At 42.3% G+C, this 25,267-nt stretch carries 22 protein-coding genes; all 22 read right to left on the bottom strand.

What is annotated here, in order from left to right:
- Window positions 1-67: 67 nt before the first annotated feature.
- Complete coding sequence (locus ADF75_RS07275) at window positions 68-1,246, bottom strand: MFS transporter (protein WP_048789659.1); 1,179 nt, start codon at window positions 1,244-1,246, stop codon at window positions 68-70.
- Between the two features lie 23 nt (window positions 1,247-1,269).
- Window positions 1,270-2,142: an XRE/MutR family transcriptional regulator gene (locus tag ADF75_RS07270; RefSeq protein WP_048789658.1), complete on the bottom strand. Its 873-nt coding sequence runs from the start codon at window positions 2,140-2,142 to the stop codon at window positions 1,270-1,272.
- Window positions 2,143-2,146: 4 nt separating this feature from the next.
- Window positions 2,147-2,503 (bottom strand): hypothetical protein, encoded by a 357-nt coding sequence (locus ADF75_RS07265; RefSeq protein ID WP_048789657.1) that lies wholly within the window; start codon window positions 2,501-2,503, stop codon window positions 2,147-2,149.
- 208 nt (window positions 2,504-2,711) lie between these two features.
- Entirely contained in the window at window positions 2,712-4,619 is a 1,908-nt protein-coding gene (locus ADF75_RS07260; RefSeq protein WP_048789656.1) for an ABC-F family ATP-binding cassette domain-containing protein, read from the bottom strand.
- Window positions 4,620-4,701: 82 nt separating this feature from the next.
- The gene (locus tag ADF75_RS07255; RefSeq protein WP_048789655.1) at window positions 4,702-5,073 is read right to left on the bottom strand and encodes a hypothetical protein; all 372 of its coding nucleotides are present in this window, start codon (window positions 5,071-5,073) and stop codon (window positions 4,702-4,704) included.
- A 2-nt stretch (window positions 5,074-5,075) separates the two neighbouring features.
- Complete coding sequence (locus ADF75_RS07250; RefSeq protein ID WP_048789654.1) at window positions 5,076-5,795, bottom strand: matrixin family metalloprotease; 720 nt, start codon at window positions 5,793-5,795, stop codon at window positions 5,076-5,078.
- Between the two features lie 166 nt (window positions 5,796-5,961).
- Complete coding sequence (locus ADF75_RS07245) at window positions 5,962-6,774, bottom strand: DNA/RNA non-specific endonuclease (RefSeq protein ID WP_192831475.1); 813 nt, start codon at window positions 6,772-6,774, stop codon at window positions 5,962-5,964.
- Window positions 6,775-6,879: 105 nt separating this feature from the next.
- Entirely contained in the window at window positions 6,880-7,068 is a 189-nt protein-coding gene (locus tag ADF75_RS07240) for a DNA-directed RNA polymerase subunit beta (protein ID WP_006596916.1), read from the bottom strand.
- On the bottom strand, window positions 7,058-8,341 hold the full coding sequence (gene murA / locus ADF75_RS07235; RefSeq protein ID WP_048789652.1) for a UDP-N-acetylglucosamine 1-carboxyvinyltransferase: 1,284 nt from the start codon (window positions 8,339-8,341) through the stop codon (window positions 7,058-7,060). The genes ADF75_RS07240 and murA overlap by 11 nt, the downstream gene beginning before the upstream one ends.
- A gap of 66 nt (window positions 8,342-8,407) precedes the next feature.
- Entirely contained in the window at window positions 8,408-8,638 is a 231-nt protein-coding gene (locus ADF75_RS07230) for a DUF1146 family protein (protein WP_040803274.1), read from the bottom strand.
- Between the two features lie 87 nt (window positions 8,639-8,725).
- A complete protein-coding gene (locus ADF75_RS07225; RefSeq protein ID WP_048689307.1) occupies window positions 8,726-9,145 on the bottom strand; it encodes a F0F1 ATP synthase subunit epsilon in 420 nt (139 codons plus the stop codon).
- Between the two features lie 13 nt (window positions 9,146-9,158).
- The gene (gene atpD / locus ADF75_RS07220) at window positions 9,159-10,565 is read right to left on the bottom strand and encodes a F0F1 ATP synthase subunit beta (protein WP_048789651.1); all 1,407 of its coding nucleotides are present in this window, start codon (window positions 10,563-10,565) and stop codon (window positions 9,159-9,161) included.
- 87 nt (window positions 10,566-10,652) lie between these two features.
- On the bottom strand, window positions 10,653-11,534 hold the full coding sequence (locus tag ADF75_RS07215) for a F0F1 ATP synthase subunit gamma (protein ID WP_006596944.1): 882 nt from the start codon (window positions 11,532-11,534) through the stop codon (window positions 10,653-10,655).
- Window positions 11,535-11,549: 15 nt separating this feature from the next.
- Window positions 11,550-13,055 carry a F0F1 ATP synthase subunit alpha gene (gene atpA / locus ADF75_RS07210; protein WP_048789650.1) on the bottom strand — a complete coding sequence of 502 codons (1,506 nt, stop codon included), beginning with the start codon at window positions 13,053-13,055 and terminating at the stop codon, window positions 11,550-11,552.
- A 15-nt stretch (window positions 13,056-13,070) separates the two neighbouring features.
- Entirely contained in the window at window positions 13,071-13,607 is a 537-nt protein-coding gene (locus ADF75_RS07205) for a F0F1 ATP synthase subunit delta (protein WP_048789649.1), read from the bottom strand.
- Window positions 13,607-14,101 (bottom strand): F0F1 ATP synthase subunit B, encoded by a 495-nt coding sequence (atpF, locus tag ADF75_RS07200; protein WP_006596626.1) that lies wholly within the window; start codon window positions 14,099-14,101, stop codon window positions 13,607-13,609. Before atpF ends, ADF75_RS07205 begins: the two co-directional genes overlap by 1 nt.
- 15 nt (window positions 14,102-14,116) lie before the next feature.
- Window positions 14,117-14,833: a F0F1 ATP synthase subunit A gene (gene atpB, locus ADF75_RS07195; protein WP_048789648.1), complete on the bottom strand. Its 717-nt coding sequence runs from the start codon at window positions 14,831-14,833 to the stop codon at window positions 14,117-14,119.
- 32 nt (window positions 14,834-14,865) lie between these two features.
- Window positions 14,866-15,066 (bottom strand): F0F1 ATP synthase subunit C, encoded by a 201-nt coding sequence (locus tag ADF75_RS07190; RefSeq protein WP_006596628.1) that lies wholly within the window; start codon window positions 15,064-15,066, stop codon window positions 14,866-14,868.
- A gap of 272 nt (window positions 15,067-15,338) precedes the next feature.
- On the bottom strand, window positions 15,339-21,185 hold the full coding sequence (locus ADF75_RS07185) for a ZmpA/ZmpB/ZmpC family metallo-endopeptidase (protein WP_048789647.1): 5,847 nt from the start codon (window positions 21,183-21,185) through the stop codon (window positions 15,339-15,341).
- A gap of 302 nt (window positions 21,186-21,487) precedes the next feature.
- Complete coding sequence (gene glgA, locus ADF75_RS07180; RefSeq protein WP_048789646.1) at window positions 21,488-22,915, bottom strand: glycogen synthase GlgA; 1,428 nt, start codon at window positions 22,913-22,915, stop codon at window positions 21,488-21,490.
- Window positions 22,915-24,051 (bottom strand): glucose-1-phosphate adenylyltransferase subunit GlgD, encoded by a 1,137-nt coding sequence (glgD, locus tag ADF75_RS07175; RefSeq protein ID WP_048789645.1) that lies wholly within the window; start codon window positions 24,049-24,051, stop codon window positions 22,915-22,917. The genes glgA and glgD overlap by 1 nt, the downstream gene beginning before the upstream one ends.
- Window positions 24,041-25,183: a glucose-1-phosphate adenylyltransferase gene (locus ADF75_RS07170; RefSeq protein ID WP_048789644.1), complete on the bottom strand. Its 1,143-nt coding sequence runs from the start codon at window positions 25,181-25,183 to the stop codon at window positions 24,041-24,043. The genes glgD and ADF75_RS07170 overlap by 11 nt, the downstream gene beginning before the upstream one ends.
- Window positions 25,184-25,267 lie beyond the last annotated feature (84 nt).

Raw genomic sequence — 25,267 nt, 5'->3', positions numbered from 1 at the left:
TGAAAGAGGTTTTCATTTTGTCCCCTATTTGGGAAAATTAGTGTTTTACAAATTTATCAAAGGATCCCTACTGTTCTTTTGATTGAAGTTGCTTATCTACTAGCTGAGCCAAGAGTGAAAAGAGAATAACTCCAGCTCCAATAAAAAGAAATGATTCCATGCGGACGCTTGGCAACCAAGTCATCAAACCCTTGGCGATGGGCATAAATAGAACAGCCAAAGTATAAATCGTGCTCAAGACTCTCCCCAGATAATCATCTTCCACCTTGGTTTGTACTTGTGTAAAAACGTGGATGTCGAAAATGGTCACAAAAAATTCACAGATCATATTTCCTGAAAAGGAAAGATAAGGCGGAAGGGGCAAGCCCATTATGAACACTCCGACCCCTGCCATGATCAGTAAAAACAGGAGAATTTTCATACTTGATGTAATTTTATTGGCAACAAGTGCTCCTAGAATAGATCCTAAAGCTCCCAATGTTAAGATGGTCGCATAAGCTCCTTTGAAGCCGTATAGTCGATTGGAAAATGGGAGTAAAAATTCAAAAGCCGCAAAAAAGAAATTGACGCTAGAAGCCACCAATAAGAGAAAGAAAATCTCTTTCTGATGCCAGATATAGTTTAGTCCATATTTCATATCCGAAAAAATATCTTTCCCGGTAAACTGTTTCCTCTCTTGAACCTTAGCTTCTTCTTTCGGAAGGAAAGCCACTAGGACAAAGGCAATGAAAAAGGTCAGCGCATCCAGTAAGAGGGTCGCATGAAGACTGGCAAATTGTAGAACTAGGAAAGAAAAAACAGGTGAACTGACACTAACAACCTGTAAGACCAACTCCAGGTGAGCATTATAGGTCACAATCTCATCTTTCTCAACAACCTCTGTGATAATAGCTTTATTGGCAGGTCGAGAAAAACCAAAGGCAATGGCCTGAATAATATTGGCAAAAATCAGGGCCGCAATCATCCAACGATCATTTCTGATAAAAGAAATCGCCATACAAAGGAGACCACAAACCAAGTCGGTCGTCATCAAAATCTTGCGACGAGAAAAACGGTCTGAAATCACCCCTCCAAAAGGATTCACGAGGATCCCTGTCACTAACTCAGAAATTTGATAGATCCCTAATACCGTCTTTCCTATAGTCCCCATCGAGGCCAGCCAGACACTATTCCCATAATCATAGAGCATATTTCCAATTTTGTTAATAGCTCCACGACTAATTAATTGGACCGCATGTCGGTTCATAAAATCTCCTTTATCTCTCCTATTTAGGAACATTCATTTTTTACAAATTTATCAAAGTGTTCTTGATAATAGGCTACCTGCTCTGGCAGTCCTAGTACATCAAAAATATGCATGGATTCCTGCATTTGCTTCTGCCCTTCTTCTTTTCTGCCCTTCTGATACAGAGCAAATCCCATAAGGTAATGAAAGATATTGCGTTCGTAGAGTTTGATGCTCTTCCCGATAATCTTTTCTACATAGGCTTCAAAATAGCTGGCATTTTCAAAAGAACGGTGTTCTAAACAATGCTGGTAGCAATTGAGAGCTAGAATCAAGACTAGTTTTCGATGGCGACCAATTTCCTTGTAGAAATCTTCACGCTCCATCACTTCTCTCCCAAGCCGTGTGACATAGTCCACCTCATAAAAGCTGTAGAGATTGCCAAAGAGGATCAACTCGTACATGGTCCACTCTTCCGTTTGAAAGAGATAATCCGCCACCTTATCCAGATCACGCTGCTTCATCGTGTAGCTGGCATCTCTCTGGCAAATCAGCCCTTGTAGCAGGATCCAGTTCAGCTCAAAATAGAGGGGATTGATCGAACCTTTAGCCTTTTCAAGTTGTTCTCTTTGAAGCTTTTGAAAACCTGCGATATCATTTGAATAGTAAAGCGGAATAATCTGAGCCATCAAAGCTACATGCTCATGGTGTTGAAAATTTCTGGCCTTATCCATAAAATTCTCAATCGTCACATGGATATTGTCCAAAATGTCAAAGAAGCGCGAAGCAGCCAGATCCGACTCCCCCAATTCAAAACGGGATAATTGGGAAGTCGAGCAAGCTTCTCCTGCAGCTTCTTTCAATGAATATTTTTTACTGATTCGAAATTCGCGAAAAACTTTGCCTAAATCTTCCATCTGATTACCACTTAAATTCCTTTAAGTGCCTTTCTAACTCTTGCAAGTACCCTTCGTAGAATCCTTGATCTTCTTTCACGGAAACATCTAATTGTCTTAAGTAGGAAATCAGCCAATCAACCAATAGATCATACTGATGAAGAGGTAGGCGTTTCATCTGCTCTTCAACAAAAGAAATGGCCTCTGCAAATCGCTGCTCTTCTAGAACTTGCTGAAGATAGTGAGCCCCATTGATGAGACTTCCTTCCTCATCCTCATACTGCCCCAAATCTAAATTTTGAATCCGTAGGCGCAAAGTTGTACCAATCATGTCGGCTACACCTTTAACCTGCTTCATAAACCAATCATTTTCAGTCGCCATAATGTTCTCCTTATACAAATTAGAAAACTATACTTACTGTGCTAGTTCTTCCCAATCTAGCCTGGCTTCTTCTTGGATGGCGGTCAGCTGGTCCAATTGCTACTGGCTCTCCATGAACTCGCCGATTTCATTAGTGGCCTGATGCTTCTTTCAACGAATAATTTTTATTGATTCGAAATTCACGAAAAACTTTTCCAAGCTCTTCCATCTATTCCACCTGCTCTGACAGTTCTGCCCACTCTTCCATGACTGCTTCCTGCTGGACGGTTAGTTGGTCAAGGTCGCTCTGGAGTTGTACCAAGTCTTCTGCATCATTGGTGCTATGCATGGTTTCGGTGATGGCTTGGATTTTTTGATCAAGCTCTTCCATCTCCGCTTCCAATTGCTCAATGCGACGGGTGATTTTCCGGAGTTCCTTCTGATTTTGCTTTTGCAGGTGATAGTCATTGCTGGTGACTTCCTCCGTAGAAGAAACAGGCATAGCTTCTGCTTGTGCTGCAGCAAGGGCCTCTAACTCCGCTTTTTTCTCCAGATAATAATCATAGTCTCCTAGGTAAAGAGTTGAGCCTTCTTCCGACAGTTCCAAAACTTGTGTAGCAACCCGATTGATAAAGTAGCGGTCGTGGCTGACAAATAGAAGAGTCCCGTCAAAATCAATCAAGGCATTTTCCAGTACTTCCTTGCTATCGATATCCAAGTGGTTAGTCGGCTCGTCGAGAATCAAAAAGTTGTTATTCTCCATGGACAGCTTGGCTAGAAGCAAGCGCGCTCGCTCTCCACCTGACAGCATGCCGACGGTTTTCTTGACATCGTCCCCAGAGAAAAGAAAGGCTCCCAGGCGATTGCGAATTTCTACTTCTGGTGTCAGTTTAAAGTCATTCCAGAGCTCATCCAAGACACTGTTGTAAGGGGTTAACTTACTTTGGGTCTGATCATAGTAGCCCACCTCGACATTGGCCCCAAAACGGGCTTCCCCTTTGATAAAAGGAATCTGTCCAATAATGGACTTGATCAGGGTAGATTTCCCGATCCCATTTGGCCCCACAATAGCGACCGCATTCATCTTCCGGATATCCAAATTAATTGGCTCGGACAGGATTTGATCGTCATAGCCGACAGCTGCCTCTTCTACAGTCAAAACTACATTTCCAGACGTCTTATCAGAATGGAAGGTCATATGGGCAGACTTGGCCCCAGCTTCGGGCTTATCTAAGCGCTCCATTTTTTCCAACTGCTTACGCCGAGACTGGGCCCGCTTGGTGGTCGACGCCCGCACCAAATTGCGATTGACAAAGTCTTCGAGAGCAGCTATTTCTTTTTGTTGCTTTTCGTAGTTCTTAGCTTCGGTCAATAATTTTTGCTCTTTTTGATCGACAAAGCTGGAGTAATTGCCGACATAGCGATCCAAAGAATGCTTGGTCAAGTCCAAGGTAATGGTGGCAACCTTATCTAGGAAATAGCGGTCGTGGCTGACAATGAGAAGGGCCCCACTATAATTCACCAAGTAATTTTCCAACCAGGCAATGGTCTCAATATCCAAGTGGTTGGTCGGCTCATCCAGTACCAAGAGATTTGGCTTTTCCAAGAGCATCTTGGCCAGAGCCAGACGGGTATTTTGCCCACCAGACAGCTCTTCAATCTTCATCTGCCACATGGACTCATCGAACTTAAAGCCGTTGAGAATCGCGCGGATGTCAGCTTCATAGGTGAAGCCACCTGCCTGACGGAATTCTTCCGAGAGACGGTCATAGTCCTGCATGAGTTTTTCTAGGTCAGCGCCAGTTGTTTCCCCCATTGCAAGCTCCATCTGACGCAAGGCTTTCTCGGTCTTTCTGAGATCGTCAAAGACATGGAGCATCTCATCGTAAATAGTATTGGACGACTCAAAGCGGCTATCTTGAGCTAGATAGGAAAGAGAGAGATCTCGCTTTTTATTGATTTCCCCAGAAGTCGGCTCTTCTTCTCCCACCAAGATTTTCAAGAGCGTAGACTTGCCGGCTCCGTTCTTTCCGACCAGGGCAATCCGGTCCCGTTCATCCACTTGCAGGCTGATATTATCAAAAAGAACCTCCCCTGCAAAAGAGCGTTCAATTTTGTTGGCTTGTAAAATAATCATAGTTTCATTGTACCTTACTTTTGACAAAATGACAATTGAAGAAAAGGCCAAACGCTAGATGCGCTTGACCTTTCCTTACTTTTCAAATTGCTGAGATATTGGAAGCCATTTGACTGTATTGATAGGCTAGGAAAAGTCCGATGCCAATCACCAGCAAAATCAAGCCCCATTTGATGACTCCCTTCACAAAGCGAATCACAAATAGGATAATCATGGAACCAATCAGCCAAGTAATGGCCGAATTGGAGAAGAAAGCTTGAACAGCTTCCTTATTGTCCCCGAAAAATTGACGGACTCCCTCAGGAGCATAGTTTTCCCAAGCCTGTTGAATGCCTAATTCATGGGAAATTGCTTGCCCTTTTTGGGATAGCCATAGAAAGATTCCAGAATTAAACACAAAGAGTGCCACTTGTTCTGGAAAGGTTCGAATAAGATACAGTATGCGTTTGATCATCCTTACTCCTTGTATAGTTGACGAACAGCCTCAATATCCCTCGCTTGAATGCTATAAAAGGAACCAGCTGCCTGCATGACAGACTCTTCCTCATTATGGTCCAAACCAATGGCATGGCCTAGTTCATGCTCAGCTGTATTTACAATCCGTTGGTGGGAATAGTTGTACTGCTTGTTTAATAGGTAATAGCGATTCAAACGAACAATCACCCGTTTGAAACGATTGGTTAAAACATTAGTCTGGGTTTCTGCTTCACCTGCTACAGAAACCGTGCTATCATCCATCTCTGTCAAGAGGATATCTGCCTCTTCTTCACTGGTGACAAGTTGGAAAGTGAAGGCCCCTGTCTGATTCCAAGACTCAAGAGCTTCCTTATAAGCAAGGGTAAAGGTCTCATCCATTGCAGGATCTAGATAAACTTTTGCAGTTGCCTGATCCCACCTTGCTCCTGTAGAGGTATGGCCATCTGTTGCAAGACCTTCTTGAGCAGATGGACTTCCCGGACCTAGCAAAGGACCAGTTCGATGAAAGTAAGCATCTACCTGCGTGACAACCGTTTGGGCTGCACGACTGACCCCATCTATCCCGCTACCGGTTTTGCCACTAAAGAATAGAACACCAACCAGTAGGGAAAAACTGAGGGCTAGGGTCCAAAACAAGCCCCAAACAAGACTCCAAATGGCCCGTATTAGAAAACGAATCATGGCTATAATAGTTCTCACAAGCTCCTCCTTTCCTTGGGAAGACCTCTGTTTAGGTCTAGAAGACAATAATATACCTTACTTTTCTTAAAATAAACTAAAGATTGAAGTCATGAAAAGAAAAAGATCCAGTTGACAGCAAAGCCAACCGAATCCTTTTCATCCTGCTTCTTCTTTTATCTTTAGCTTAGCGATGCACTGTTACTTTTCCAGTACGATAATCCAAACTAATCCCACTCTGGACATTCGGAACAAAGACATTAAACTCTAGACTACCATCGCTGGATTTCGCTTCAATCTGACTACCAACTGGTACTAAATCTTCATCCGATGCATAGTAGAGTGTCACCCGATAACGGACCCGTTTATTTTTGTCTAGGGCCTTGCGAACAAGGGTTTCATAGTAATTTTGTCCCGTCGAAAAACTATCACGTGCTTGATTGGCCCAAGCTGTTTGAACCGCAATATTTTTAGGATTCGTCATCGAGGCATCAAATCCATCTAAGTTGCCAATCAAGGCATAGCCGAGAAGGTGTCCCCGATCAACCGCATGGTCATATTCCCCAGCTAAATTGGTTACTTGGTGCCAACCAGCTGGGGCCCAATCTATGTCCATTTGTTCTCTTTTTTGGTATTGACGAGTCGCCTTGGTCATCAAAGCGTTGGCAACCGTGGGAATTTCTCGTCCTTTTACAGTCTTTGTCTTGGTATCTGCATAAGGGAGACTCGCAACATCCGCATCCAGATTGGTTTTATTCTGGTTAATGATGAAAGCGCCTGCTTCGTTCCATTGAATGTTCTTTCCTAGTTTAGCTCGAACACTATCTGTCAGAACACTCTCCGCTAGTTCCTTACTCGGTGTTGCTTCTTGACTCGAAGTAACAACCGTTTGAACTTGAGAGTGACTGGCGATTGGCTGGGGTTGACTAAAATAATACCCGCCGATTGAGAGAGCTGCAGCTACCACCAAGCCTAGTAAGGTTTGTCTCGATTTTTTCATTTTAAGTGGTTTTTGTTGATCGTTTGCCACAATGGTTTCCTCTATTTCTACTGAATGGGAAAGAGCCTGGGATCACGATCTCAAGCTCCTCTTTTTGATAAATGGTTACTTACCTGAAAATTTCTGAAGGATTTCCTTCCAGGTATCTGGCGAGAGAATGGACCAAGGATCCTTCCCATTGCCAATGACACCATATCCAATGACCAAGCCAAGGGCAAAGACAATCGCTAGAATGGTAAGAACCAATAAGACGATCCCCAATTGTTTTCCGATTGCTTTTAATTTAGTTTTCATCATCATCTTCCTTCACACGACGTACATCTGCTCCAAGAGCCACCAATTTTTCATGGAATTTAAAATATCCACGATCAAGGTGGGTTAACTTGCTCACTTTGGTTTCTCCTTCAGCCACAAGCCCCATTAAAATCAAGGTCGCACTAGCACGCAAGTCTGTCGACATCACTTCAGCCCCTTGTAAGCTAGCTCCACCTTGGATGCGGGCTGTATCTCTCATAATGTCTGAGTGTAAGCCCATCCGACGCATCTCTTCCAAATGTTGGAAACGATTTTCAAAGACCGTTTCAATCATTGTTGATTCACCAGAAGCCATGGCCATCAAAGCAGTGAATTGGGCTTGCATATCTGTAGGGAAGCCTGGATAAGGCAAGGTTTTTACCGTTACTGGTTTCAATTTAGAGACATCTGAGCGAATGCGAATACCATTTTCTTCTTCTGTTACCTCAACACCCATTTCTTGCATTTTGGACAGAAGAGGACGGTTGTGTTCCCAAATTGCATCCTCGATTAAAACGTCTCCACCTGTCATGGCTGCACCAACCATGAAGGTTCCTGCCTCAATTCGGTCTTGAACGACATTGTGAACCGCTCCATGCAAACGATCTACCCCAACAATCGTCAAGGTTTCTGTACCTGCTCCACGTACCTTAGCTCCCATCTTATTCAACAGAGAGGCCAAGTCCACGATCTCAGGTTCGCGGGCCGCGTTCTCGATAACCGTTGTTCCATTTGCTAAGGTTGCTGCCATCATGATATTTTGGGTGGCACCTACGGATGGGAAATCCATGTAGATATGAGCTCCTTGAAGACGATCTGCTTTTGCTTCAATGTAACCAGCTGTTTGGGTGATTTTCGCCCCCATGGCTTCCAAGCCCTTCAAGTGCAAATCGATTGGACGACTTCCAATGGTACAGCCACCTGGCATGGAAACTTTGGCATGACCATTCCGGGCCAAGACAGGACCTAAAACGACGATCGAAGCTCGCATCTTACTGACATATTTGTAAGGTGCTTCTTCTGTTAATGGTTGCGTCGCATCAACGACTACTGTATTGGTTTCTTCATCAAACGTAACTTGAGTGTTCAAGCCACGAACGACATTGTTCATTGTAAAGACATCAGATAAAACAGGAACATTGGTCAAAGTTGTTGTTCCTTCACTGGCCAAAACAGTTGCTGCTAAAAGGGGAAGGACTGCATTCTTTGCTCCTTCAATCTTCACAGTTCCAACTAGGCGATTTTGACCACCATTTACAATAATTTTATCCATACTTGTTATTACTCCATTTCATTCAGTCACGACTACTATCATACCATAAATTCATTAAAAAAGAAGCTAAAAGTTCCCGTTAAACAACTGCCGACTGAATTCATAAATACTGATAAAGAAGCTACTAGTCAAATAGCCAAGACTAATGCTGATCAATAAAATAAGAAGCCGAATTTTTACGGCTGTTTCGGCGTTTACCTTTAAAAAACGCTCCCACTGAACCACCGTTGAAAGAAGGTGGTAGGCGAAGAAAATAAATAATAGGTGACTGCAAAAAGTAAAAATCATTTGAATCATACCTCTATTATACCATAAGAAAAACTTTCCTTTCATATTCTTTAGATTCAAAAAAAAGAAGTCGATTTAATCAACTTCTTTCTATTTTTATAATCGATTTCCGACATTAATCCGGTTAATAGCTCGTTGAAGGGCAATTTTTGCACGACGCTCCATATCAACAGAATGTTGATCTTTGGCTTCTTCAAGGGCTTTTTCAGCACGCATTTTTGCACGCTCAGCCCGGCTAACATCAATGTCTCGAGCGCGTTCCGCCGAATCCGCTACGATGGTAATGACATTATCTGCCACTTCGATAATCCCACCATTCACGGCGATCCAATCAATGTGTTTTTCGTCATCGACCCGACGGACCTTGACTTGGTCTACAGCCAAAACCGCAATGGTATTGATATGACGAGGTAAAATCCCTAATTCACCATCAATTGTCTTGACAGATACAAATGCGGCATGATGATCATAAACCAGTCCATCCGGTGTAACGATTTGGACGTTCATTTGACTCATCTTTCACCTCTTCTTAGAATCCCATTTTTTCAGCTTTTGCAATCACATCTTCGATCGAACCAACACCACGGAAAGCATCCTCTGGCAAGTGGTCATGCTTCCCATCCAAAATTTCCTTAAAGCCACGTACAGTTTCTGCAACCGGTACATAAGAACCAGGTTGACCAGTGAATTGTTCCGCCACATTAAAGTTTTGAGACAAGAAGAACTGAATGCGACGAGCACGAGCTACCAAGGTCTTTTCATCATCAGACAATTCATCCATCCCCAAGATAGCAATGATATCTTGCAATTCGTGGTAGCGTTGAAGGACGCGTTTGACCTCAGAAGCCACCGCATAGTGCTCTTCTCCGACGATGTCTGGAGAAAGGGCACGAGAGCTAGATGCCAATGGGTCAACGGCAGGGTAAATCCCTAATTGGACCAATTTACGCTCCAAGTTGGTCGTTGAGTCCAAATGGGCGAAGGCGGTTGCTGGGGCAGGGTCTGTATAGTCATCGGCTGGCACATAGATGGCTTGGATCGATGTAACAGAACCTTTCTTGGTTGAGGTAATCCGTTCTTGCAATTGTCCCATTTCAGTTGCCAAGGTCGGTTGGTAACCCACGGCAGAAGGCATCCGTCCTAAAAGGGCTGATACTTCTGAACCGGCTTGGGTGAAACGGAAGATATTGTCGATAAACAAGAGAACGTCTTGACCTTCTACATCACGGAAATATTCCGCAATGGTCAAACCAGTAAGAGCTACACGCATCCGTGCTCCTGGTGGTTCGTTCATTTGTCCAAAGACCATGGCTGTTTTTTCGATAACGCCAGATTCCTTCATTTCCCAGTAAAGGTCATTCCCTTCACGGGTCCGTTCTCCAACTCCGGTAAATACAGAGATCCCACCGTGCTCTTGGGCAATGTTGTGGATCAATTCTTGAATCAAGACGGTCTTTCCAACTCCGGCACCACCGAAGAGGCCGACCTTCCCACCTTTCAGGTAAGGGGCAAGGAGGTCAATGACCTTGATCCCTGTTTCAAGAATTTCTTCTGAAGTAGAAAGCTCATCAAAGGATGGAGCTTTTTTATGAATGGATTCACGAGGAGCATCTTCTGGAAATGCTTCTTCCAAGTCAATGGTATCTCCCAAGACGTTGAAGACACGTCCAAGAGTTTCTTTTCCGACAGGTACAGAGATTGGACGACCAGTGTCCAATACTTCCATCCCACGAGTCAAGCCATCTGTTGATTCCATGGCAATGGTACGAACGACACCATCCCCAAGTTCAAGAGCTACTTCAAGAACGACTTTTGATTTATGTTGGTCATTTTTATAGACTACAAGCGCATTATTAATCTCAGGGAGTTTATCGCCCGCAGCAAAAGCTACGTCAACGACAGGACCTACAACCTGAGAAATTTTGCCTAAACTCATGTCATTCTCCTATTCTATTAAGTCTGTAAGCTTGTTAATAACTGCGATCAAGCTTATTTTTTATTGTTAAAATGTGCATCGAATCAACTACTCAAGCGCACTCGCTCCTGCAACAATTTCCGTAATTTCTTGCGTAATGGTTGCCTGACGAGCTCGGTTGTATTGAATGGTCAATTCATCAATTACTTTCTTGGCATTGTCTGTTGCGGTTTGCATGGCCATCATACCGGCAGCATTTTCAGCTGTTTTGGCATCAATGATGGCTCCATAAATCATACTTTCCGCAAACTGTGGAAGCAATTGATCCAAAATCGCATCGCGGTCTGATTCCAACTCCAGATTCAAGATATAATCTTCATCTGCTTCATTGGGGTCCAAGTCAATAATCGGAAGCATTTGTTCTACCCGCAATTGACTGGTCAAACTATTGACGTGGTGATTATAACAGACATACAATTCATCAAACAATTCATTTTGATACATTTGGACTGTCTTATTGATAATCTTCCGCACTTCATCAAAGCTTGGTTGATCCGCTAGGCCACGTAGTTCATAAACTGGCTGAATGCCTCTTGCTCTAAAGAAATCTGCCCCAATACTTCCAATACAGATGACTTCAAAATCCTCACCCGTTGGATGGTATTCTTCCTTCAATTCCATAACTGACTTGAGGATAGAGGCGTTGTAGCCTCCCACTAGTCCACGGTCAGAAGTGATAACAATATAAGCAGACTTTTTGACAGGACGACTCTTTAAAAATGGATGGTATTTAGCATTCTCAGCCTCGTGTCCATGTAAGAGGTCTGTCAATAGTTTACGAACCTTAGATGCGTAAATTTGGAAGTCCTTGGCAGCTTGCTCAGACTTCCCAAGTTTGGCAGCAGATACCATCTGCATAGCATTCGTAATTTGACTGGTATTCTTTGTCGATGCAATTTTATTTTTGATATCATTTAAAGAAACTGCCATCTGCCACTCCTATTTCTATTTGAAACTTGATTGGTTGACAAAGTCAGTAATCACTGCATCCATTGTTTCTTCACTTGGAAGATCTTTGGTCGTACGAATGGTTTCAAAGATTTCTGGATGATGCGCTTCTACAAAGGCAAACAATTCCTCTTCAAAGCGAAGGATATCATCAACTGGTACACTATCCAAGAACCCATGTGTCAAAGCATACAAGATCACCACCTGTTTTTCGACAGTTAATGGTTCATGGACCGGTTGCTTCAAGACTTCTACAGTCCGGCGACCACGGTTCAACTTGGCTTGAGTAGCAGCATCCAAGTCACTACCAAACTTGGTGAAAGCTTCCAATTCACGGTAAGAAGCGAGGTCAATACGGAGAGTCCCCGCAACCTTCTTCATAGCCTTGATTTGAGCTGATCCACCAACCCGTGACACAGAGGATCCCGCATCGATGGCTGGACGAATTCCTGAGTTAAAGAGGCTATCTTGCAAGAAGATTTGGCCATCCGTAATCGAAATCACGTTAGTTGCGATATAAGCGGAAATATCTCCTGCTTGTGTTTCAATAATTGGAAGCGCAGTTATGGATCCACCACCTAATTCATCCGATACTTTCGCAGAACGTTCCAACAAACGGCTGTGAAGGTAGAAGACATCCCCTGGGAAGGCTTCACGTCCTGGCGGACGACGAAGAAGAAGGGACAATTCACGGTAAGCAACGGCTTGTTTTGACAAATCATCATAGACGATCAAAACGTGTTTGCCATTGTACATGAACTCTTCGGCCATCGCAACCCCTGCATAAGGTGCAAGGAATAGCAATGGAGACGGTTGTGAGGCTGATGCTGTCACGACAATGGTATAATCCATTGCTCCATACTTGCGAAGTGTTTCTACTTGTGTCCGAACCGTTGATTCTTTTTGTCCAATTGCGACATAGATACAGATCATGTCTTGATCCTTTTGGTTCAAGATGGTATCGATGGCAATAGAGGTTTTCCCTGTTTGACGGTCTCCGATGATCAATTCCCGTTGGCCTCGTCCAATTGGAACGAGGGCATCAATGGCTTTCAAACCGGTTTGAAGGGGCTCTGAGACAGATTTCCGTTGCATAACACCAGGAGCTGGTGTTTCAACTGGACGGAATTTATCTGTCACGATTTCTCCCAAGCCATCCACTGGCTGACCGAGAGGATTGACAACCCGACCAATTAAGGCATCCCCAGCAGGGACTTCCATGATTTTACCAGTCCGACGGATCGAGTCTCCTTCACGAATATCCGTAAAGTCTCCGAGGATAATAATCCCAACATCTGTCGTTTCCAAGTTTTGCGCCATCCCGTATGAGCCGTTTTCAAAGATCAACAACTCACCACTCATTGCATTTTCAAGGCCATGAGCACGCGCAATCCCGTCACCAATATAGGTAACGACTCCGGTCTCTGTGACGTCAAAATTTGGCTGGAAATTTTCAATTTGTTGCTTAATTAAAGCGCTGATTTCTTGTGCGTTAATCGCCAAAATTCACACCACTTTCTATTTCAAATTTGCTTTTATGACTTGCAATTGACGTTTTAGACTGGTATCAAGCGTCTTGTGATTTGCTGAAACCACAAAACCACCAATCAAATCTGGATCCAATTTTTCTTTCAGAGAACGAACTTGGATGCCAAATTTCTTTTCAATAATGGGGATCAATTTTTCTTTTTGAGCCTGATCGAGCCCTGTAACCGAAGAAACGGTTACTTCGAAACAGTTGCTCACTTGTTGGATTTGATCCATACTAACTCTGACAATGTCATAAAATAAGGCTTCACGATGATTGAGAATAACCACTTCAATCAAATGGTCTAGTAATGTTGAATCCGAGTTTTGGAAAAGTCGCAGACTTTTCGCCTTCTCTTCATCCTCTACACCGATATGAGCTAAAAATGCAGCAAGGTCTGTTTCCTCAAAAACAGCCTTTATTTGACTGAGTTGTTCATAAACGTCATCTTGCTGATTCTTTTCAAATACCAATTGAACAAAAGGCTGGGAATATTTCTCAATTACCATTAATTGCTTTTTGTCCATTAGGCATCTCCTAATTCATTTAGGTAGCGATCGATCAGTTGGCGATGGCCTTCAGAGTCCAACTGTTGGCTTAGTAATTTACCTGCCAAGTTAACGGTTAGATCTGCGACATCTCCCTTGATACTGTTCATCGCTTCTTCTTTATTTTGCGAAATTTCTAATTGCGCTTTTTCTTTCAAGCGAAGGGCTTCTTGGTTAGCTTCACTGAGAATGTGAGCCTTATTTTTTTCGGCTGTTTCCTTGGCCGTTTCAAGAATCGTTGTAGCTTCTTGACGACTACCTGCCAACTCTGCTTCGCGTTTTGTAGCTAGTTCCTCAGCCTTTTTACGGGCTGCCTCTGCTTCGTCAATATCGTTGGTGATTTTTTCAGCACGCGCATCCAAAATACTAGTAATATTGCCCCAAGCAAATTTCTTTACTAAAAAGATTAATAAGAGGAAGGAACCAGCGATTAGTATAAAGTCACCAATAATGGTACCAATTGTTAAATCCATCTTCTACTCCTCTACTTACTCTTCCTCACCGTTTATTTTTTTACCTATGTACATGGATGACAACATGGTAAATACATAGGCTTGGATACATGAAATGAAAATCGAAAAGGCTGTCCATAACATGCTTCCGATAAAGGCTGCTGGATACCAATAAAAGGCTTGTTGAGACAAGGCTAAGAGCAAGCCTGCCAATACTTCACCGGCAAAAATATTCCCGTAGATCCGAATTGCTAAGGAAGCAAAATTGGTCACCTCTTCTAGGAGGTTCATCGGGGTCATAAAACCAGGAGTCGCAAAGGCCTTCAAGTATTCCTTAAAGCCTCGACGACGAACTCCTTCCACATGTGCGATCAAGGTGATCATAAAGGAGAGAGATAAGTCATAGCCGAGGTTAGCCGTTGGGGAAGTCCACAAGTTATAACCGTTTGTTGTTTGGACTTTTGCCATTAAGCCAATATTATTGGCCACTAAGATAAAGAGAAAGAGAGAAAACAAGAACAAAGAATAGTTCTTCATGTAGTGCTCTCCAATGTTTCCCTTGGTAAAACTAATGACAAAATCATAGATCATCTCAAGAGCATTCTGTTTGCCCTTAGGACGGAGGGTCATTTTGCGGCTTGCCCAATAGACAAAAGCAAAGACCATCAAAACAGTTACAAGAGACATGGCAAGTAGGGTCAAATCAAAGGATACTGGTCCAATATTTAGGGTTGGATTCACACTTTCTTCCAAGGTTTGACACCTCCTTTCCTAAATAGAGAAGTCTATTTAATAACGAAGGCCATGGCCAAGGTTACGAAGAAGGTACCTTCTACAAAGGCAATCCCAAGGATCAAAAGGCTACGTAATTGACCGATAATCTCTGGTTGACGAGAAGCAGCTTTAAAAAGATTACTCATAATCAATCCTTCAGCAATGGATACGCCGAAGCAGGCAAAACAAAGACCTAAAAATGTTAAATTCATGATGAATTCTCCTTAAATAAATTTTACTCCCTTAGTTTACTCCTAAAAAATATAATAGTCAAATGTTTGCTCAGAAAGAAAACGTTTTACGGCAATTCTGTCACCACTTTTAAAATTTCTCTTACCACTAGCTTTCAAAAGATTCTAATTATCTTTAGACACTTTGTCTATTTTTGTATTTCACACAAATTTATATTATTTTCATCAGAAGAGGAGGCATTATTACCAAGGATAGAAAAAACTCACCTGACGAGCAGATGAGCATTTTCTTCCTATTTAAAAATAGAGGTTTTGAAACTGTCTGTTTGTTGCAGCAATTTCTTAAAGACTTTTTCTTTCAGTGAAACAGTATGATCAAATTTGACAGAGCCGTTACTTAGGGTAGCTTTATCTTTATCAACTGCTTCAGCAAAGGCTTGTTTCAAGTCTTCATAGCTATTGTATGTTTTACCATCAATTTCAAAAGATTGTATTCCATTTTTAGCACTTGTCACAACTTCTTTGAAGTAAGCTTTCTTCCAATCTTCAAGGGTACTAAATTTACCATCAGAAATCTTGTTAATGATGAAATCATCACCTAGAGTATCTTTACCAGCTTTTTTAGATTCAGCTTTTAGCATGTTAGAAGCATAGTTCAGGAAGCCTTTTTCATAGCCATAGTAACCCCAGATTCTGAAAGTATTGTGTTTAAATGACATCGCTCCTGGAGCACCTTCACTAGTGTTCCCACCATAGATCCCTGTCATCATCGGTACGGTCACATAAGCTGAACCAAAGTCTGATGGATTATAGACGCCATTTCCAGGACCACGGTTGGTCATGAAATTATTGGTGATGAGGTCATCTACTGTGTTTAAAGCAATGGCTTTTTCCTCATCACTCAACGGTCGAACCTTATCGAATTGGTTCTTGGTGTTATTTCCTCGGTATTGCTTATCAACCTTCTTGAACCAAGCATTGTTTAAATCTTGATTTGCTTTATTGAGGACAGCTTCTCCTTCAAGATAATCTAGAAGCATGAGAGTGTCATTATAGCCCTTCATGTAACGATCAATTTCGTCACGTGATTTAAGGTCATTTGGATTAGTGTTATACCATTGATTTCCATCGTTTGGACGTTCATAAGCCATGTTGAGACCTAGGGCTTTGTACTCACCATTTGGATTTGATACTGACGGAGTTTGTAACATTCCTTGAGCAAATGCTTCAAGATCTGTTCCTTCACGGTGTCTTGAGCCACCTAGGTAAACCATTCGGTCATTTACGTGAGTTGTTTCATGAGTAAAGGCAGATACCCCAAAATCACTAATCATGTCCGTCACCATAAAGAAGACAGAATCATCCTTATATGGATTCGCATAAACGCGAGCAACAGCTCCCATACGCCAATCAGTCGCATGGTAACGGTCTGTAGGTCCATACAATTCACGGATAGGTGCCACATCTTTACCACTGTTTGTATGGCCATAACGGTCAGTACTAATGCCTTTATAATTCTGGTTGTCCAGTACAGGTGTTGGAACCATATTATTGCTCTTCAAGAGCTGATTACGTACTTTATCTAGAGATAGACGTGACCAGAAATCTAGGTAATTCTGTTGTCCTTTAGCAACCTTATCAATTTCAGCTTTGAAGGCATTACGCTCTGCTTCAGTGTTCTTACCATATTTTTCAAATGAACTATAGGCCATGGTGTTATAGGTTGAAATCAAGAACATATGGGCATCTTTTAAGTTCAAGAGTGGTAAAATCATTTTACCGTGAACATCATTGTTTAAGCCCTCATAGGCTCTATGCTTAGCAGATGCGAATGCTGGATTGGTTGTCTCAGGCTCGACAATATAGACATTGTCTTTGGTTGCTTTTATGAACCAATCATTTAGATCTTTGTCTTCTGTGAATAGACGCATATTATAGTCTAAGAAACTGTTTAACTCGCCTATACCGATAACTCCACCGATAGTTTCGCGATAAGCTTCTAAAGTTCTATCACCTTTAATGTTATTTTCTTTGGAACCAACCTTGATCAAGAAGTCTAACACACTTACATTCTTACCATAGAAGTCTGGTTTAAACAACATGAGTTGCTTAATATTAAAATCATCAAACTTCACTCCGTAATAACGGTTCAGGTAAGAAAGACCAAGGAGAACCGCTGCCTTGTTATCATCAATCTTCTTGATAAGGGCACGTTTGGCAGCCTCATCCGTGTTTAATTGATGGTCTTGGTTTTCAACTAGTTGTTTCACCAAGTGAGTCAGATTGTCCTTGACTTCTTGGAAACTTTCTTCGAGGTAAAGGTTCTTAATGGCATTGACTTTGTTTGGTCCTGTTCTACCAAGATGAGTGTAGATTGGATCAGATTGCAATTCGACAGGACTTAATTTCCCTACGATGGCACCAATGAGATCACTACGGTCTTTGTCCACCATATTCGGCGTATAGACTACTTCACCGAGTTCTGCAATACCGTACTCTTTCACTTGTTTGACTTTAGAGTCTTTCGGCGTAATGCTAAAGATATCTTTTGTCTTATCTGCATAGTGGATCATAATATGATCAGCATCAGCTAATTCCGTCACGAAAGTATTACCTTTCATGGCAGTTACAGATAATACTTCTTTAGTCAAGAGAGGACTTCCTGCAGCTAATTTATTACCTTGGTCTACAATCCACTCTTTATTATAGAAAGGTTGAAGTTTTGCAATATTACGGTAAGCTAGCTCACGAGTTGCATCATAACTATCAATTGCTTTGTACTGATCGTCTTTGTTTAGACTGTTATTAAGCTTGTCTTCAATTGGTTTGCTGCTAGTAAATTTATCAGCAGTGATTCCCATTGCTACAATTTTCTGCTCAGCTTCTGCCAGTGAGATACTTGGAATTTTACGTGAATTGTTAAAGGATTTCTTACCTTCACTCACGCCATCAACACTATAATTACGTTTGGTTCTTGAATAGGTGAAGTAATCGTCAGCATCAATATCTGAGTGACCAAATACCATCTCACCTGTTTTGACTTTCATCATAGTGATGTTGTCTTCAATAGTACCTAAGGCCCAGTTTGTACCCAGCAGTCCACCAGACTGAACAGCTTCTTTTAGTTCGATAGAACCTTTAGCAACTGAATTTCTAAGGACCCCTTCTTTACCGACCGTGTAGTTATTAGCACCATTTTGAGATGAATAGACTAGACCCGCAGCTTTTGCTTTGTTACCAGTAATTTCAGCTTCAACGTAGGCTTTCTCAACGACACCCTTCCAGTTTTCACCAAGGATACCAGCTAAATAGCCTCCTCTATTACCTGCAGCGTGAAGTTTACCAATAAAGGCAACATTACTTACCTTCCCACTACCATCAATTTTATTGATAATACCAGCTACATCATTATTACCGACAACACTTCCTGTTACTTTGACATTCTCGATAGTTGCATTGTTTTTGATGACATTGGCAATTGGAGCTACTCGATCAACTCCAGGCATATCAATATTTACATTTTCTAATAAGAGATCCTTGACAGATCCACCTTCAATGTTTCCAAATAATGGTCTAGTGATATTATGAATGGCAAATTTATTGCCATCAGTACTTCCCAATGAACCTTTAAAGGCATTGGTTACATAAGATTTGCCAGCAGCTGGTACATTATTAGCATTCATATTGCTACCAAGTTTAAATGTACCAGTCGGATTGGCTTGCATAGCTTTTACAAGTTCATTAAAGTCGTAGTAAACATCACCTTCGTGAGCTTTTGGCTTAGGTAAATAGTGTACATACTCTTCAGTGAAACGATTCTCTGCAGTACGTTGAATCAAATCTGGTGCTTTAGCAGTTACTTTGTATAGTTTATTTCCATCTACAGTATCTTCTTCAATTTTATCAACAGCTAGTTTCGTAACCTTATTTTCATGGGTGGTGACCTTTAAGTAGTAAGGCTTCACATCTGATGGTGTCTCCGACAAGAGGCTACGATCAGTCTCAAGGCCTTGGTCATCCACGCTAATCAGACTGGTTTCCTTGATGTTTTTGACTTCAACTTTTTTAAGGTCAAGTCTTAGCGGTTCTTCCTTAAGAACTTCTTCTTCGTCTCCGTTTCCACGGTCATAGACCATGATCGTTGTGATTGTATAATCCTTGTAGTAGTCCAAGTCCGCTAAGGCAGCTGCTAAGTCCGTCTCTGAAAGGGCAAACGTTTTAACCACTTGATCACCCTTCTTCAATACAGCCTGGATAGACTTGATGGTCACACCGTCTGGTTTGTCCAAACGATAAGTAGCTTTAGCACTACGCTTCAATTCTTCCTTCTCGACCTGGGTCAAGGTTAAGGTTGGCTTTTCAAGTTCTTTAGTCCCTTTTTGAATGATCCGATCTTGGGCCTGTTCAACTACTTCTTCCGAAACCGTTGGAGCATCTGCCGTTTTAACCCCCTTGATGGTCTTGTAAACCTTGGTGATTTTCTTCTTCCCATTCTTACCGGCTTGAGAAACCCTTTCGGTTCCTTTTAGCAGGGTGCCATCTTGTTCGGTTACCGTCTTAAATGGAATATCCTCAAACGAAACATCCTCTGTTTGGCCTTCAATCGCCTTACTTCCACGACTAATTCTTTCTGTCACAGGAGCTTTTACCGTTTCAGTTGTCGTACTGAGGGGCTCTCCAATCTTCTCGCCATTGACTGTTTTATAAACACGACGAATTTCCTGGCTACCAGCCTCGCCTTTCTGAAGAAGGCTTTCTTCATCTGTGTAACGATTGGCATCCGTTACATACTCTGTTTCATATGGAAGGATTACCGTTTCTGTCTCCGTCACTGTCCCTTCGGTCGCTTGGTAAACTGGGTTCTCCGGTTGAATTGGGGCTTCGCCGACATGGCCTTCTTCTTGCGTTCCCTTGGCTTCCACAACACCGGTATAGGCTGGATTCTCTGGTTGAACGGGAGCTTCGCCGACATGGCCTTCTTCCTGAGTTCCCTTAGCTTCAACGACACCTGTATAGGATGGAGTCTCCGGTTGAACAGGCGCTTCTCCTACATGACCTTCTTCTTGCGTTCCCTTAGCTTCAACCACACCGGTATAGGCTGGGGCTTCCGGCTGAACAGGCGCTTCTCCCACATGACCTTCTTCCTGAGTTCCCTTAGCTGTGACTATTGGGGCAGGTTGTGGACTTGGTTGAACATCCTCCTTGGTCCCGACAGCAAGAATTTGTGAAACTGGTTCTTTAGTAACCTTGCTTTCAACTACCTTGCGAACTTCCTGACCATTTACCGTACTTACTTCTGTAAAAACAGTCTGTTCACCATTTTGTCCAGCTCTTAAAACTGCTGTTTGACCTTTTGCTAAAGTAGGATCTGCTTGTTCTACCGTTTCAAACGGAATAATTTCTGTTGAAACTTCAACGTTTGGCTTGTCCACTATAGGGAATGCAGGACCCTCTTCAGGTGTTACCTGAGATAGAGTCTTTCCTTCTGTTGCAGGTTGGGATACTGGCTTTTCCTCTACTCTTACATGAGGTTCTTGGCCTGTAGCTCTTGGATCAACTGGACAACGAAGGTAGCCAACATAGTCATAGCCTTCAATCGGAATGACACCATTGGCTAGTTCTTTACTGCTTGCAATTGAAAGAGTTTGATTGTAGCTTGCTAATTCAATATTTTGCAAGGCTGCGGCATCAATAGATAAGAGCAGACTTTGCCCCATGGAACCAATTAATAGGAGTCCCATTACTTTTTTTCGGTGTTTTTTGGACAGCAAAAGAACTGCTAAAGAGGCAGTCGCTAAACTAAGGCCAGCAATCGCCAATTCGGTCGTCCCTGTTTGAGGTAGTAGCCCTTGACTAGGTGTTTTTTTCTTATAGACCAGATAAAAGGTATCTTCATTTTGATATTCTTCAGGAATTGCACGAATCACCTGAGCTTGTTCCTCAGGAGTCAACTCATTTTCCGTGACATACCCCAAATGAACTGTCGCTTCTGCCGTGAATTGATCAGCTTGTACAGAAGGTGCTCCTAATACACTCCCTGCAAAAATAAGGGCTCCAATAGCAACCGGACCTACTCCGACGGATAATTTCCGAATCGAATACTTGGTAATCTTTTCAAAAGCTTGTCTTCTTTGTTTCATCCTATAATTTCCTACATAGTAATATTTGTAAATCATAGGAAGTCACATTTATGTTTGGAGAGGAATGACACTTCCCCTAAAACGCTTCCCGTGATTTTTTACCTTTATCTATCTTATCTTTTTTCGCATCTTTTAGCAACTCATCTTACTCAGATTTCTTCCCTTTTTGCTTCCTATATGTAAGTAGCTCCTTTTCCTTTCTTAGCAACAAAAAAACTCCTAAAATGTACCGGCCCCAAGAGTCAGATTTTTCTGTCTAACTTTTGGGGTCAGTTCAAAATAGGCGTTTTTAGAGATTTATCTTACAAAGACTGATAGAGATCCGCATAGTGTTGACTAGCCGTATCCCAAGAGAAATCACGACTCATGGCTTCTCTTTGAAGACCGTACCAAGCATTCTTATCATGAGTATAGACTGTCAAAGCTTGATCGACAGCCCAGTTTAACCAATAACCAGATAGGTTGTTAAAGCTAAATCCAGTACCACTGCCATTGATGACATTATAGGCTTGCACTGTATCACGCAATCCCCCTACCTCGTGAACCAATGGCAAGGTACCGTAGCGCATGGCCATCATTTGAGATAGTCCACATGGTTCAAAACGACTTGGCATCAAGAAAACATCCGAAGCGGCATAGATTTCTTGCGCCAACTGCACGTCAAACATGATGTTAGCAGAAAGTTTATCTGGATAAGCTTGGCCAAACCAAGCAAAGGCTTGCTCAAAGCCAGGATCTCCTGTACCCAAAAGAACGATTTGGATATCCTTTTGTAGAAGATTGTGGAGTTCTTCAACCACCACGTCAAAGCCTTTTTGGCGGGTCAAACGAGAAACAATTCCAAACAAGGGAACATCATCACGTACCGGAAGTCCGACACGTTCCTGAAGAGCTCGCTTACTTGCTGCTTTCCCTGATAAATCATCTTGACTGAAATGATAGGTCAAGAGCGGGTCTGTTTCAGGATTGTAGAGGTCTGTATCGATTCCATTCACAATCCCCGTTAATTTACCAGATTCCATCCGCAAGATTTGATCGAGTCCGCAACCATATTCAGCCGTCATGATTTCATAACCGTAACTTGGTGAAACAGTGGTCACACGATCAGCATAGAGGATCCCGGCCTTCATCCAGTTCAAGCAATCCTTCCAACGAAGTGTCCCATCTTCATAGCGTTCAAATCCAACTCCAAACAAATCCCACAGCATTCCTGGGTCAAACTGCCCTTGGAACTCTAGATTATGGATGGTCAAGACAGACTTAATACCATTGTAAGCTTGAATCCAACGGTATTTTTCCTTAAGAAGGAAAGGAATCATGGCAGTATGATAATCATGAACATGGATGATATTTGGAATAAAGTCTACTCGTTCCATCATCTCCAGCGTTGCCAATTGGAAGTAGGCAAAGCGCTCCCCATCATCAAAATCTCCGTAGACATGCCCTCTAAAGAAATATTTCTGGTTATCAATAAAATAGAAAGTAACACCATCACGATAGATGCGTTTCACACCAACGTATTCACTTCTCCATCCAACTCTGGTCTCGAAGTGTAGCACATCTTCAACTTGGTCGCCAAATTTCGCCTCTACCATGTCATAGTAGGGGAGGACGACACGAACATCATGTCCCTTTTTAGCCAAGGATTTAGGAAGTGCTCCAATCACATCTCCTAGGCCCCCTGTTTTTGAAAAGGGAGCTCCTTCAGCGGCAACAAACAATAATTTCATTATCCAATATCCTCTGTAATCACAGCACCTTTTTTAATTACAAGAGGTGCCTCTTTGGTTCCACGAATGGTAACACCAGTTTCAACTACGACGCCCTTATCAAGAATCGCATGCTCTACGACTGCTCCTTCGTGAACAACAACACCTGGGAACAAAAGACTGCTACGAATTTCTGCCCCCTTATGGAGATGAACACGACGAGAGATGACAGAATCATGTACCAAAGCTTCGACAATGCTTCCTGAGGCAAATTGCGAATTCTTAATTTGCGAACCAGTCGCATAGTAAGTTGGCTCTTCATTTTTCACCTTGGTATAAATCTTTTGATTTGGTGAGAAGAGAGACATGAATTTCTGAGTTTCCAACATGTCAAGATTAGCGCGGTAGTAGGATTCAACAGAGTGAATATTAGCAATATAGCCAGTGTATTCAAAAGCGAATGCCCCATATTCAACCGCTAAATCACGTAAGATATAACGCAGTTTTTCTGGATGTTCCTTATGAACTTCTTGCTCCAATTTTTCAATCAACCAAGGAGTGTCCACAATAAAGATGTCGGTCGACATATTGTAAAGTGCTTCAGGATCTTGGCCTTCAAACAATTTTTGACCAGTCACATGGTCTGTCTCATCAATATCCAAGATTGCATTTACTTCTGAGATATCCCGTTGATGCATCTTTTTGTATACGACTGTAATAGGTGCATCAATGGTATTATGCAAATGGAAAACCTGGTTCAAATCAATATTCACCAAGACGTCACAGTTCAGAGCGACTGTCTGGTTTGAACCAGAGCGTTTCAAATAGGTCAAGAGTTGCTCGTAGTATTCTTTGCCAACGTTTGAACTTTCTACTGGAGTGTTGTAGATACCGAGATAGTAGTGACTCAAGAGGGTTGACAAGCCCCACTCACGACCAGAGCGAATATGGTCAAAGACAGAACTGATATTTTCTTGCTGGAAGATACCAAATACACTTCGAATTCCTGCATTAGCGAGGCTAGAAAGCGGGAAGTCGATCAAGCGATATTTTCCATCAAATGGCAGACTGGCAACAGGACGATGATCTGTCAATGATGACATATCATGGAAGCCTACTGTGTTTCCTAAAATAGCTGAATACTTATCAATCTTCATCTGTTGCTACCCCCACTTTTTCGTTATATCCAACGACTTGTACTTCTTCCGTTCCATCGATGACAACACCTTCTGAAACAACTGCTCCTTCACCGATAATAGCACGTTTAATCACAGCACCTTGACCGATAATGGCACCACTCATGACGACAGAATCTTCAACGACTGCACCTTTACGAACTTGTGCTTCCGTAGACAAGATAGAATGTTTTACTGTTCCGTCTACCAAGCAGCCATCCACTACCAAGGAATCTTCAATATGGGCATGTTCGCCAAATAAGTTTGGTGGTGAAATCAAGTTACGAGAATAAATCTTCCAGTGACGATCCCGGCTGTCCAAGGCATTGTTTGGATCAATATATTCCATATTCGCTTCCCAGAGAGATTCAATAGTCCCCACGTCTTTCCAATAGCCCTTGAATTCATAAGCATAGACGCTTTCTCCAGATTCAAGATAAGTTGGAATAACGTTTTTACCAAAGTCAGACATATCGATGTCACTCTTCTCTGCAGCCACTAGCATGTTGCGAAGACGAGACCAGTCAAAAATGTAGATCCCCATAGAAGCTTTTGTTGATTTTGGCTCTGCAGGTTTTTCTTCAAATTCGACAATTCGATTGTTGGCATCCGTATTCATAATTCCGAAACGGCTAGCTTCTTTTAAAGGTACATCTAATACAGCTACTGTAAGGCTGGCATTGTGATCTTTGTGAGACTGAAGCATGTCGTCATAGTCCATCTTGTAGATATGGTCTCCAGAAAGGATCAACACATACTCTGGATTGATGCTATCGATGTAGTCGATATTTTGGAAAATCGCATGACTTGTTCCTTCAAACCAACGATTTCCTTCACTTGCAGAATAAGGTTGAAGGATAGAAACCCCAGTATTAATACCATCAAGACCCCAACTGGAACCATTTCCGATATGGTTGTTTAAGGCAAGCGGTTGATACTGAGTAATCACGCCAACATTGTGGATACCTGAGTTGGCACAGTTGGATAAGGCAAAGTCAATAATACGATAACGTCCACCAAATTGCACTGCAGGTTTGGCAATGCTTTGAGTGAGTTTTCCAAGGCGAGTTCCTTGCCCACCAGCAAGGATCAGAGCTAGCATTTCATTCTTCATTGATTACTCCTTTTTGGATTGACGAGACCTTCTTCCCACCTCTGAGGAGAGGCACTGTGGCCTCTTCTACAGACTTAGGAATGG

This window comes from Streptococcus sp. 1171_SSPC (genome assembly GCF_001069335.1).
Lineage (GTDB): Bacteria > Bacillota > Bacilli > Lactobacillales > Streptococcaceae > Streptococcus > Streptococcus xiaochunlingii.
The sequence above is the reverse complement of the archived record's forward strand: the minus strand, read 5'-3'. Positions and strand labels throughout refer to the sequence as shown.